The organism is Acinetobacter sp. YH01006 (assembly GCF_013420445.1).
Taxonomy (GTDB): domain Bacteria; phylum Pseudomonadota; class Gammaproteobacteria; order Pseudomonadales; family Moraxellaceae; genus Acinetobacter; species Acinetobacter pseudolwoffii.
This window is the reverse complement of the sequence record NZ_VOYB01000005.1, coordinates 60,810-73,078: the sequence shown is the minus strand read 5'-3', so window position 1 is coordinate 73,078 and position 12,269 is coordinate 60,810. Positions and strand designations below refer to the sequence as shown.

Here is a 12,269-nt window from a genome sequence, read left to right as displayed (position 1 = left end):
GAAGATGGCGGTATCTTATTGATCCGCCACCAGAGTGTCAAGCAGGTGAGGCGCGAGTTTGTTTAAAATATAGCAAAACAGTTCAGCCGTCTTCTGTGTGTCATATAACGCAGAGTGAGCTTCTTTGCCATCAAAATCGATCCCGGCCTGAATACAGGATTTCGCCAGTACGGTTTGACCAAACATCACCGCACTCAAGGTCACCGTGTCAAACACAGAAAAACTATGGAACGGGTTCTGGTTTTTGGTGCCGGTACGGGCAATTGCTGCCTGAACAAAACCTAAATCGAAATGTGCATTGTGACCCACCAAAACCGCATGGGTACAGTTTTGCTGACGGCGCACGTCATTGACCGATTTGAAAATACGCTTTAATGCGGTTTTTTCATCTTCAGCCATGGCAATCCGCATCGGATTTGACGGATCAATGCCGATGAATTCCAGTGACCTGCGATCGAGGTTGGCCCCTTCAAAAGGATTGATATGTGCATGGTAAGCTTGGCCCGGCACAAATTGGCCATCCTCATTATAAACAATCGGAATGGCCGCAATTTCCAGCAATGCATCAGTCTGTGCATTAAAACCTGCCGTCTCGACATCGACAACTACAGGTAAGAATCCACGAAAACGTTGACCAATGATTGGGAGGGTTTCATTTGTCACACTTTTCTCCATTGAATGGTTTTACCCGCATAGAGCGGAATAATCTGTTCACCATCCAAATAGTCTAAACTTTCAGGGATTACTTGATCTTCTTTAACCAGTGTAATGGTACTGGTATTACGTGGCAGGCCATAGAAGTCTGCACCAAAGTGGCTGGCAAAACCTTCCAGACGTTCAATTTTACCCACTTGATCAAATGCCTGAGCATACAGCTCAATGGCAGTCGGCGCACTATAACATCCTGCACAGCCACACGCATTTTCTTTTGCATTTTTTGAATGTGGTGCGCTGTCGGTGCCTAGGAAAAATTTAGGATTGCCACTAGTCGCCACTTCCAGTAAGGTTTGCTGATGGGTTTGACGTTTTAAAATTGGCAAGCAGTAGAAATGCGGCTTGATGCCACCCACCAGCATGTCATTACGGTTGAACAATAAATGTTGCGGCGTAATGGTTGCAGCGACATTACGGTCTTGCTCAAGCACAAAGTTTGCAGCTTCGCTGGTAGTAATGTGCTCTAACACCAGTTTCAGCTTAGGGAACTGTCTGAGCAAGGGTGCGAGGACTTCATCCAGGAAGCGCTTTTCACGGTCAAAAATATCGACATGATTATGTGTCACTTCACCGTGCAGCAATAAAGGTACCTGATGCTCTTCAAGCTGCTCAATTACGCCATACACTTTGCTCATGTCGCTGACACCACTATCAGAATTGGTGGTTGCACCCGCAGGATAGAGCTTGATGGCATTGACATGCGCAGATTCTTTGATCTTTTTAACTTCACTTGCCGGGGTGTTGTCTGTGAAATACAGCACCATACGCGGGTCGAAATTTATCCCTTCAGGTACGTGCGCCATGATGCGTTCACGATAGGCATTGGCCTCTTCAACGGTTTTAACGGGTGGTACCAGATTTGGCATACAGATTGCGCGAGAAAACTGTCTGGCTAAATCGGGAACAGTACGTTGAAGTGCTAAACCATCACGCAGGTGAACGTGCCAATCATCTGGCTGGAGAATCGTAATCGTATTCAAGGCAAATTCAGTCGAACAAATAAAACAAATGATAATCCATCTATAGCAAAAATGGTAATGAGAAAGGGCTACAAAATAAGGGATATCTATAAATTAATTTGAAAAAGTATGTTATTTTAAAATTACTAAAAAAATTACATAAATACTTGGCAATGGAATACAAGTACAATCTAGCGAAATTGCAAGATGATAAAGAAGACATAGAACAACTGATTACACGGCAAAGCCAGCGTGTAGGCCCGGTCTTCCCTCAAAATCTGGAACAAGAATTCTGGACCAAAAATCTGGAACGCGCCCGCAAACATGTCGAAAAATATGTGTGGGCTGGAGTACTAGCCTATTTCCTTTTTTTGGTGGTGATGATTCCCACAGATTACTGGAGCATCAGCAAAGAATATTTCGTACATGATTTTGTCCTGTGTATGTTGGGCTTGCTCAATGGCGGCGTGTCGCTAATTATCTTTTATATGTTCTCGTGCTTACCCAAGATCAAGCGCTTTTTTCCTCAGGCTTCGATGCTGTTGGTATTCTGGGTACAGGTGTCAATTTCATGTATCACCATGTCGATTAAAACTGATGCCTTGCAGCATCAATCCATGGCGATAGTCACGATCGTATATATCCTGGGTTATGTTCTGACCGGTATTAAGCCGATTCAGATGCTGGTCACCGGACTGCTCGCCGCCGCAACCACCATTATTGTATTGTTCGGTCTGTCAGTTGAATTTAATCCTATGGTTTTTGGCCGGATTTTAATTGGAAGTTGCTTGCTGGGTTATGTGATTAGCCATATGATTTTTGCCCGTGAGCGTGTGATATTTCTCTATAGCATTCGCGCCAGAATCAGTGAGCAGATCCAGCGTATCCATACCAACGAATTATTACATTTGAGTCAGTACGATGAGCTGACCAAGATTTCCAATCGGAGAACCTTCGATGAAACGCTTGAAGTGTATTTTGAACGGGCCCGTCGTGAAGACACTGCCTTGGCGATTCTGTTTATCGATGTGGACTTTTTTAAAAACTATAATGATTTTTATGGGCATCAGAAAGGCGATGATGTTATTTCAACCATTGCCAGAACCATCAAGAATGCGATCCGTCATATGGACTTTGTGGCGCGTTATGGCGGGGAAGAGTTTGTGGTGCTCTTGCCAGAAACAGATGCACATGGTGCTTATGCCGTAGCTTCAAATATTTTCAAGGCGATTGACCGTCTGGAAATTCCCCATGAAAAATCTTTGGTTGCGAAACATATTACCATCAGTTTAGGCATTACCGTCTATCGTGGTGAAACATATACTGATAAAGATATATTATTGGGAATTGCAGATCAGGCGTTGTATCGTGCCAAGCAGCTTGGGCGCAATCAGATTTATTATCAATCACTTCGTTCCGTCAACTCAGATACCGCCAATGGCTCGATGCTTTAAACATCAAGAACAACTATCCATAAAAAAACCGCTCATCAAGAGCGGTTTTTTAACAAAAACAAAACTTAGTTTTTGTCTTTCAGTTGTGGCACTGCAGATGCTGAACCGACTGCCAGTAAACCAGTTTCTGTATAGATGCCAAGTTTTGCGCGGGTATCGGTAATGTCCAGATTACGCATGGTCAACTGACCAATACGATCCATTGGAGAGAACATAGAATCACCTTTCTCCATGGTCAAGCGCTCAGCTTCATAGGTCAGGTTAGGCGACTCAGTGTTCATGATGGTGTAATCATTACCACGACGCAGTTCTAAAGTCACAGTACCGGTCACGGCTTTAGCCACCCAACGCTGTGAAGTTTCACGCAACATCAGCGCTTGAGAATCGAACCAACGGCCTTGGTACAACAAACGGCCTAAACGTAAACCGTTGATGCGGTATTGTTCAATCGTATCTTCGTTATGAATACCCGTTACCAGACGCTCATAAGCGATGTGAAGCAGCGCCATACCCGGAGCTTCATAGATACCGCGAGATTTCGCTTCGATGATACGGTTTTCGATTTGATCCGACATACCTAGACCGTGACGGCCACCGATGCGGTTCGCTTCAAGAATAAATTCAACTGGATCTTCAATGCGTTGACCGTTGATAGCAACCGGGAAGCCTTCTTCAAAAGTAATCGATACTTCTTCAGCTTTTACTTCTACGTCATCTTTCCAGAACGCAACGCCCATGATTGGCTCAACGATTTTGATGCCTGCATTCAGGTATTCAAGATCTTTAGCTTCATGCGTCGCACCCAGCATGTTTGAGTCAGTTGAATAAGCTTTTTCTTTTGACATTTTATAGTCAAAACCATTGTCGATCAGGAACTGTGACATTTCTGCACGTCCGCCCAGCTCGTCAATGAAAGTTTGGTCTAACCAAGGCTTGTAGATTTTAAGCGCAGGATTGGTCAATAAACCATAACGGTAGAAACGTTCAATGTCGTTGCCTTTATAAGTCGAACCGTCACCCCAGATGTTAACATCATCTTCTTTCATGGCAGTTACCAGCATGGTGCCAGTTACTGCACGACCCAATGGCGTCGTGTTGAAATAAGGCATACCACCTGTAGAAATATGGAACGCGCCACATTGAATTGCAGCAATACCTTCTAATGCAAGCTGTAAACGGCAGTCGATTAAACGTGCTTTTACTGCGCCATAAGCTTCAGCTTTTTTTGGAATCGCATCGTAATCGTCTTCGTCTGGCTGACCCAAGTTAGCTGTGTAAGCATAAGGTTCAGCGCCTTTTTGTTTCATCCACAAAAGAGCAGCAGAAGTATCTAGACCACCAGAGAAGGCAATACCAACTTTTTTACCTACTGGGACATTCTGCAAGATAGTTGCATTATCAGACATTGTTCATCCTAATGATATGAAATAGGCACGCCAGAATTGGTGGCCTGAAAAAATACATATTGCATCAATTGTATCATTAATTTATTTAGGTTTGCTTTAGAAAAGAAAAACTCGTTTTAAAATCTCTATTCAATAGGCTTAAATAATCATAAATCGCACGATTTTAACCAGAATCCTGCTGAAAAAGTAAAAAATTGGTTATATTCAGCCGAATAATTTAAAAACCAGATAAAACAGGAATAAAAGCATGGCGACTCATATCCCACCTTTACCTAATTTAAATCCTAAAACCAAGAATGAAACACTGGCACTGTTGCATGGGATTTATGCCGGCCTGATTGGTTTTAGTACAGTGCTGTTTTTATATCTTGAATATCAGCAATCCAGTATTTCCATGCTGAGTTTAGGTGTGGTGCTGCTGCTTTTAGGCTTGTTGATGTTTTTTAATATCCAGGCCAGTATAAAGGTGAAGCAGGGCAATGGTTCAGGACGTACTTTATCCAGAATAATGGCTATTCTGATGTTGCTGAGTTTTCCAATTGGTACAGTATTGGGCGTGATTGCATTATGGAAATCCAGCGCACGACAATGGCAGAACTAATTCGTCATGTATAGAAAGAACTGTTTCGAAGATTGATATTTGTGCCTGAAAATGCTGAACTCCGGGTCATAAAAAGCCGCTGAAAATCAGTTAAAGTAAGGGAATGACTTGCTCAGCCAAATATAATCAGGGATTTGTTATGACCACGACGCGCTATGCCAACATTTTAAAACCACTGCATTTAGGTTTTACCACCATTAAAAACCGGGTGGTAATGGGGTCGATGCATACTGGTCTGGAAGACCGCTTCTATAATTATCCTAAACTTGCAGCGTATTTTGGCGAACGTGCCAAGGGTGGCGTAGGTCTGCTGATTACGGGTGGAATATCGCCAAACCGTCAAGGCTGGTTGTTGCCGGCGGGCGGCACCATGAATATCTTGGGCGATATTGCGCCACATCGTCTGGTGACGCATGCAGTGCATAAACATGGCGCCAAAATTCTTTTGCAAATTCTGCATGCCGGACGTTATGGCTATCAGCCTTTTGTGGTGTCGGCAAGTCCAATCAAATCGCCAATTTCTCCTTTTAAACCACGTGAAATGTCAGATAAACAGATCCTGAATACCATTCATGACTATGTCAACACGGCCAGTATTGCCAAAAAGGCTGGCTATGATGGCGTAGAAATTATGGGTTCGGAAGGCTATTTGCTGAATCAGTTTTTAAGTCGTCATGTCAACCAGCGTAGCGACCGTTGGGGTGGCCCGATTGAAAACCGGATGCGTTTTGCCGTAGAAATTGTCAAAGCCATTCGCGAGGAAATTGGCGAAAAATTTATCATCTGTTTCCGTTTGTCGCTTCTCGATTTGGTACATGATGGCAATACCATGCAGGAAGTGATTACCGTAGCTAAAGCTTTGGAAAAGGCGGGGATTACTTTGCTTAATACCGGGATTGGCTGGCATGAAGCACGTATCCCCACTATTGTGACTTCTGTACCGCGTGCCGCTTTTGTCGATTATACCGCTGAAGTCAAAAAACATGTGTCGGTGCCGGTAATTGCGTCCAACCGGATCAATATGCCAGAGACTGCCGAAGCAATTCTGGCATCAGGGCAGGCAGATATGGTGCAAATGGCACGTCCACTTTTGGCCGATGCGTTCTGGGTCAATAAAACTGCAACCAATCGTGTGGATGAAATCAATACCTGTATTGCCTGTAATCAGGCTTGTCTGGATCATACCTTTAAAAACCAGCGCGCAACCTGTCTGGTCAATCCGCGTGCCGCTTATGAAACCGAACTGGTCTATGTCAAAACCAAAAAACCAAAAAGTATTGCAGTGATCGGTGGGGGTGTCGCAGGTTTGTCGGCTGCTACTGTCGCAGCCAGTCGCGGGCATGATGTGACGCTGTTTGAGGCCAGTCATGAAGTAGGCGGACAGTTCAACCTGGCTAAAGTCATTCCGGGGAAAGAGGAATTTCACGAAACGATTCGTTATTTTAAAGTGCAGCTAGAAAAAACTGGAGTTGATCTGCGTCTCAATACCCGAGTCAACCGCGAGCAGTTGGAGCGTGAGGGTTTTGATGAGGTGATTGTGGCTACAGGGGTTGTGCCGCGTGCCTTGAATATCGAAGGCAGTCAGGCACCACAAGTATTATCTTATGCAGAAGTGCTACGTGGCGCACCTGTCGGTGATCGTGTTGCGGTCATTGGCGCAGGCGGGATCGGTTTTGATGTGTCCGAGTTTTTATTAAAGCCACCGCATCAAATACAGCCGCAACCTGTGGATGAGTGGAAGCGTGAATGGGGTGTAGATTCTCATCCAGATTATGTGACTGAAGGCGGGTTACAGCGTGCTGAAGTAGAACCTCCAGTACGGGAAATTTATCTATTACAACGTAAAAAGACACCGCTTGGCGCAGGACTAGGCAAGACTTCAGGCTGGGTACATCGTGCCCAGTTAAAAAAACACGCGGTGCGCATGTTGCGCGGTGTGCAATATAAATCTGTTACCGATGAAGGCTTATGGATTGAGGTGGATGGCCACGCTCAATTATTGCGTGTGGATAGTATTGTGGTGTGTGCAGGACAGGAGTCGGTAAAAGATTTGATGCCACTTGCCGGGGAAAATACCTTGGCACAATATCATATTATTGGTGGGGCTAAACTGGCTGCCGAGCTGGATGCCAAGCGTGCCATTCGTGAAGGAGCCGAATTGGCCGCCAAATTGTAGGGATTTGATGAAACTATATGCAGTTAATCAGATTCACTGTAACTTTCACTTGTCAGTTACATAAAAGCGCCGTATTATTGCGCCCATGGAAGCGTGGCAGAGCGGTTTAATGCACCGGTCTTGAAAACCGACGAGGGTGTGAGTCCTCCGTGAGTTCGAATCTCACCGCTTCCGCCAAATTTTAAAAACCCCAATCGAAAGATTGGGGTTTTTTTATTGCTGATGAATTTTACAGAATGATTTAAAATAAACGGATCTTAAAGAGGTTCGATATTTAAAAAGTCGATAATTTATAAACAGATATTCTTCAATCGCATACTTCAATCTTAATCAGAGCCAGAGCAATTCTTTCCACATGCTGATAAGCAGGTTGCTCTAATTCTTCACCAAAAATATCCGGATCAATTTCCTCATAAGACCAGTGAATATTTTGATGCTGCTGCATCAGGTCTTGCAGATACTGTAAAAATCGATTGCCATTTCGTGTGATGGTAGCGCCGGTATATAAAAATAAACGGCCGCCTGAATTTAGCCTTTGCAGGCCTTGTTTTATAATTTTAAAAGATAATTCATTGCCATCGAGCTCATTACCTCCGTGTCGATATTGCCGTTGCTCAGGATCAATTAAATAAGGTGGATTGGCAAAAATCAGGTCAAACTGACCTTCAAGATTGGAAAATAAATTGCTCTGTACAGGAGAGATTGAAGCAAAACCCGAAAAATCAATGTTGAGCTGACTATAGAGCAAGGCTTTGGGGTTTAGATCTGCTACAAAGATTTCCTCATGATCCGGAAAGTATTTGGCGATACTGATGGCAGCAGCAGAGGTGCCACAGCATATTTCAGCAGCCCGTTTGAAAGGGCGAGGTTCGGTGGCTAGATATTGCTTGAGATGATAGACAAAGCGATAAGTATCGGGACCAAAAAAAACAGCATCCTGTTGTGTGGTCGGAAAGGAAGAGTGAATAAAGAGTTCACCTTCCAGTGAAGCGACTCTGACCAGACTGGTGTATTGCTCATCCTGAACCTGTAGAAGTTGCTGTTTTGCCAGCAAGGAAAAAAGAACCGGATCAAGATCGGTTTTGCTAAATTCCAGATTCCAGCCAAATATATCCTGCAGGGTTATTTCCTGATTTTTTTCGTTTCTTTTACGATCTAAAATCCGTTGATGCGACAACGGGGTAATGGCTGTGAACTGATAGTTTTGTTGTTTTAAAAACGCTAGTAAAAAATGCAGAGCATGTTGCTGGTGATTCTGAATTTCTAAAATCTGGTTCATAAGCGTTGCTCTTTGGTTTATTTAAAATCAATACAAAGCTGGATAGACGTTGAATCCCATATAAGACCATGACCAGATCAGCCATTCGCGATGCGTTCATTCAATAGAAATGAATCAGCTTCATCTTCGCCTGAAATGCCAGAATTTTAAGTAAAAAACTGATGTGAATTGGTGTGATTTTTATAGCTGTTTTTAAAAAATTATCTTCTGATAAAGCTTCTGTCTGCTTTTATTCTCGATTCATAAAAAATGGCTATTCATCAAAGTGATTAATAGCCATGATGGGTTAGAGCCTTAAAACTTAGTGAGGCACTTCTGGTAAATCAAACCAGATCACTTGCGCATCATCGATGGCTTGAATCTCTGAGTCATCCAGAAAAGCAATTGCACCACCCGCCTCAACTCTATGTTCTGCAATCTGCACAGTGCCAGAAACTACATGAATATAATTGATCTGCTGGGTGGCCTGCACTTGCAAACTTTGACCTTGCTGAATTACCGCAGTTTTGACTTCAGCATTCTGACGAATATGCATCGGCGCATTGTCATTCGGTCCACAAATTAAATGCCAATGGTTAGGCTGCTCATGCGGATCCAGACGAATTTGCTGATAATTCGGTTTGGCATCCTGTTCATTGGGAATAATCCAGATTTGCAGTAAATGTACCCGCTCATTGCCCTGATTCATTTCACTATGACGAATACCTGTTCCGGCACTCATGAGCTGCCATTCACCGGCAGCAATGCCGCCATGATTGCCCATGCTGTCCTGATGAGTAATGGTGCCTTTCAGTACGCAGGTCAGGATTTCCATATTGTCATGGGGATGGGTTCCAAAACCCTGATGCCCATCGATTAAATCATCATTAATAACACGTAAGGCACTGATCCCCATATACTTGGGATCATACCAGTTACCAAATGAGAAGCTGTGCTTAGACTCCAGCCAGCCCATTTTTACATGACCACGATTTTCGCTAGGATGTAGAAAAGCCTTCATGATTTCATCTCGATCTTATTTTCAACTTGAGATCATCATACTGTTGTTTTAAGCTCAAAAAAATCTCAAATAGGCGACATATCATTGCATTTTTGCAACGATATATCAGCTTAAAATCAAGTCATAAAAAAGCCCACTGAAAAGCGGGCCATTTTATTCAAAGCATTTTACGGATCATTATTCTAAGAAACGAACAGTTACGCCAGATTTGACTTTACGGCCAAGATCATTGGCATCCCAGTTGGTCAGACGGATACAACCGTGTGAATAGGATTTAGAAATCATGGACGGATTCGGTGTGCCGTGAATACCAAATGATTTTTTGTTGAGACCAATCCAGACATTACCGACCGGGCCGTTTGGACCTGGTGGTAGAGACAGTGGTTTGGTGTTTTTACCTTGAACAAAGTTACTTGGCGAGTAGCTATACCAAGGATTTGGTGCAACGCCGGTGATTTTATAAGTACCCGTTGGTGAAGGCGTACTGGTATTGCCGATACTGGCAGGGAATGAGCCGATCATTTGATTTTTACTGTTAAATAAGTACAGTTGTTTGGCACCTTTATGTGCAACAATCAAGTGAATACCTTCTGGTAGCTCATTACGAACATTGGTCACCAGAATCTTTTGGCCGACTTTGTTAAAATTAGCACCTGGATTCAACTTCTTCAGGAAGTTTTCATCCATATGGAACTTTTCACTGAGCATTTCAGATGCGCTGGTGTAGTACAAACCTTTCATTTTCGCCTGTAGCGCATAATCTGAAGGAATCGATTTGGCAAATGGTCCTGCCAGATCTTTTTCAGTAATGGTGTACTCTACAAAGGTCGGCTTGGAACCCTGACGTGCCACCAGTTTGTCCCAGGTTTCCTGCGTCAGTACGCCATTTGGCTTGATGCCATTCATTTGCTGGAAAGAGGCAATTGCTTTCAGTGTGTTCTTGCCGCTGGTACCATCAATCGCACCCGGTGAAGCGTGGGCATTGTTGAGCATGACATGTGCACGTGCGTAGACCGGAAATTGACCTGCACCAATGTTTTCATACCACTGGGCATTGTTTAAGCCGTCTAAAGTCCACGAAGCTTTGGTCGCAGCAGAGTTCGTCGGGGCCTTGGTATTTGGCGCTGCACCAATATCAGCAGATTGGTCTTCGGTATCTTGTAGCTCATTCAGTGCTTCAGAGGCCTGATTTAAGTCTTGTTGTTCTTGCGCCGTAATTTTGGCTTCAGCCGGTGCTTGGGCGGCTGAAGCTTCAGTCGCGAGTGGATCAATTGGATCCTGGACTGAAACATCGGTAACAACCTGCGGGTTCAATGGTTGTTCAGCAGTAGACGCAGCAAAAACAGTACCTGCGAAAATGCAACCTAAACTCACAGCGAGCATTGTGCGAACGAACATGTAAATCAACCTTAAAATTATTTCTTTAAAAATGTGAAAAAACACTATAAGTATTACAGAAAAAATGTGGAGATGCAGTAGTTGTTTTGTGTAAAACATCACATTTGGTCGCTTAAGCTGATCGGTTTTTAAAGTCAGCAGAAGTTATTAAAAATACAACCTTTTTGTTATGATATGGCGAATATCAAAGATAGATAGGAAAGTAAATGACGACCTTAAAAAATGATCGTTTTCTGCGCGCCTTGTTGCGTGAACCTGTAGATGCCACTCCGGTATGGATGATGCGTCAGGCGGGCCGTTATTTACCAGAATATCGCGCAACGCGTGCTCAGGCAGGAGATTTCCTTTCTCTTTGCAAAAATACTGAACTGGCCTGTGAAGTGACCTTACAGCCTTTACGCCGTTATGATCTGGACGCCGCGATTTTGTTCTCTGACATTTTGACAGTGCCTGATGCTTTAGGTTTAGGATTGTATTTTGAAGTGGGTGAAGGGCCTAAATTTCATAAAACTGTCCGTACCGAGCAGGATGTCGCAAATCTGCCGGCCTTTAATGCAAAATCGGATCTGGATTATGTGATGAATGCAGTGTCGACCATTCGTTCGGCCTTGGGTGGCCAGGTTCCTCTGATCGGTTTCTCTGGCAGTCCGTGGACCTTGGCGACTTATATGGTGGAAGGTGGTTCAAGCAAGGATTTCCGTTTCACCAAAAATATGATGTATGCACAGCCTGAAGTGCTGCATGCTTTGCTGGAACGTCTAGCCGATGCCGTGATTGATTATCTGAATGCGCAGATTGATGCAGGTGCACAAGCGGTACAGATTTTTGATAGTTGGGGCGGCGCACTGGCACATCGTGAATATATTGAATTCTCGCTCAACTATATGAAGAAGATTGTTACTGGCTTGCACCGTGAAAAAGATGGCCGCAAGATTCCAGTAATTCTGTTTACCAAAGGTGGCGGTCAGTGGTTGGAACCGATGATCGCTACAGGCGCAGATGCCTTTGGTCTGGACTGGACCACACCACTGGATGTAGCACGTCAAACCGTTGCGGGTCGTGCTGCGCTTCAGGGTAACCTCGACCCTGCGACCTTATATGGTTCATCGGAAACTATTATTAAGGCGACCAAAGCCATGCTGGATGATGCTTATGCCAATGGTGAAAAAACCGGTTATGTAGCAAACCTCGGCCACGGCATTACCCAGTGGGTCGATCCAGCCAATCCAAAAGCCTTTATTGATACCGTACATGAGTATAGTGCTAAATATCTTTAGGATTT

General features: G+C 44.0%; 10 protein-coding genes and 1 tRNA gene. 5 read left to right on the top strand and 6 right to left on the bottom strand.

Going from position 1 to position 12,269, the window contains the following annotated elements:
• Window positions 1-15: 15 nt before the first annotated feature.
• Window positions 16-675: a ribonuclease T gene (rnt, locus tag FTT73_RS06255; RefSeq protein WP_034608604.1), complete on the bottom strand. Its 660-nt coding sequence runs from the start codon at window positions 673-675 to the stop codon at window positions 16-18.
• Window positions 660-1,694: a dihydroorotase gene (gene pyrC / locus FTT73_RS06250; protein ID WP_034608601.1), complete on the bottom strand. Its 1,035-nt coding sequence runs from the start codon at window positions 1,692-1,694 to the stop codon at window positions 660-662. Before pyrC ends, rnt begins: the two co-directional genes overlap by 16 nt.
• Window positions 1,695-1,846: 152 nt before the next feature.
• On the opposite strand from pyrC, the gene FTT73_RS06245 reads away from it, so the two are divergent.
• Window positions 1,847-3,127 carry a diguanylate cyclase gene (locus FTT73_RS06245; protein ID WP_180191159.1) on the top strand — a complete coding sequence of 427 codons (1,281 nt, stop codon included), beginning with the start codon at window positions 1,847-1,849 and terminating at the stop codon, window positions 3,125-3,127.
• A gap of 65 nt (window positions 3,128-3,192) precedes the next feature.
• Here the strand turns inward: FTT73_RS06245 and argG are convergent, their stop codons facing one another.
• Window positions 3,193-4,533, bottom strand: coding sequence for an argininosuccinate synthase (gene argG, locus FTT73_RS06240; RefSeq protein WP_180191158.1), 1,341 nt, complete (start codon window positions 4,531-4,533; stop codon window positions 3,193-3,195).
• 247 nt (window positions 4,534-4,780) lie between these two features.
• On the opposite strand from argG, the gene FTT73_RS06235 reads away from it, so the two are divergent.
• The 3 genes from FTT73_RS06235 to FTT73_RS06225 all read left to right on the top strand — a co-directional run bounded on the left by FTT73_RS06235 (window position 4,781) and on the right by FTT73_RS06225 (window position 7,487).
• Window positions 4,781-5,134 (top strand): hypothetical protein, encoded by a 354-nt coding sequence (locus FTT73_RS06235; RefSeq protein WP_004646383.1) that lies wholly within the window; start codon window positions 4,781-4,783, stop codon window positions 5,132-5,134.
• Window positions 5,135-5,273: 139 nt separating this feature from the next.
• Window positions 5,274-7,310, top strand: a complete 2,037-nt coding sequence (locus FTT73_RS06230) for an NADPH-dependent 2,4-dienoyl-CoA reductase (protein WP_180191157.1) — start codon at window positions 5,274-5,276, stop codon at window positions 7,308-7,310.
• Between the two features lie 87 nt (window positions 7,311-7,397).
• Window positions 7,398-7,487: transfer RNA gene (locus FTT73_RS06225), tRNA-Ser, on the top strand.
• Between the two features lie 130 nt (window positions 7,488-7,617).
• On the opposite strand, the gene FTT73_RS06220 is transcribed toward FTT73_RS06225, so the two are convergent.
• The 3 genes from FTT73_RS06220 to FTT73_RS06210 form a co-directional block, all read right to left on the bottom strand.
• Window positions 7,618-8,589 carry a class I SAM-dependent methyltransferase gene (locus FTT73_RS06220; RefSeq protein WP_005096395.1) on the bottom strand — a complete coding sequence of 324 codons (972 nt, stop codon included), beginning with the start codon at window positions 8,587-8,589 and terminating at the stop codon, window positions 7,618-7,620.
• Between the two features lie 301 nt (window positions 8,590-8,890).
• Window positions 8,891-9,589 (bottom strand): pirin-like bicupin family protein, encoded by a 699-nt coding sequence (locus FTT73_RS06215; protein WP_180191156.1) that lies wholly within the window; start codon window positions 9,587-9,589, stop codon window positions 8,891-8,893.
• 177 nt (window positions 9,590-9,766) lie between these two features.
• Window positions 9,767-10,987 (bottom strand): L,D-transpeptidase family protein, encoded by a 1,221-nt coding sequence (locus FTT73_RS06210; RefSeq protein WP_005171817.1) that lies wholly within the window; start codon window positions 10,985-10,987, stop codon window positions 9,767-9,769.
• Between the two features lie 206 nt (window positions 10,988-11,193).
• Between FTT73_RS06210 and hemE the strand changes: the two genes are divergently transcribed.
• Complete coding sequence (gene hemE / locus FTT73_RS06205; protein WP_005096398.1) at window positions 11,194-12,264, top strand: uroporphyrinogen decarboxylase; 1,071 nt, start codon at window positions 11,194-11,196, stop codon at window positions 12,262-12,264.
• The last annotated feature ends 5 nt before the right edge of the window (window positions 12,265-12,269 follow it).

Coding starts and splice junctions, on each gene's coding strand:
- FTT73_RS06230 (WP_180191157.1), top strand. CDS start 5,274: ATGACCACGACGCGCTATGCCAACATTTTAAAACCACTGCATTTAGGT.
- rnt (WP_034608604.1), bottom strand. CDS start 675: ATGGAGAAAAGTGTGACAAATGAAACCCTCCCAATCATTGGTCAACGT.
- argG (WP_180191158.1), bottom strand. CDS start 4,533: ATGTCTGATAATGCAACTATCTTGCAGAATGTCCCAGTAGGTAAAAAA.
- FTT73_RS06220 (WP_005096395.1), bottom strand. CDS start 8,589: ATGAACCAGATTTTAGAAATTCAGAATCACCAGCAACATGCTCTGCAT.
- FTT73_RS06235 (WP_004646383.1), top strand. CDS start 4,781: ATGGCGACTCATATCCCACCTTTACCTAATTTAAATCCTAAAACCAAG.
- hemE (WP_005096398.1), top strand. CDS start 11,194: ATGACGACCTTAAAAAATGATCGTTTTCTGCGCGCCTTGTTGCGTGAA.
- FTT73_RS06210 (WP_005171817.1), bottom strand. CDS start 10,987: ATGTTCGTTCGCACAATGCTCGCTGTGAGTTTAGGTTGCATTTTCGCA.
- FTT73_RS06245 (WP_180191159.1), top strand. CDS start 1,847: ATGGAATACAAGTACAATCTAGCGAAATTGCAAGATGATAAAGAAGAC.
- FTT73_RS06215 (WP_180191156.1), bottom strand. CDS start 9,589: ATGAAGGCTTTTCTACATCCTAGCGAAAATCGTGGTCATGTAAAAATG.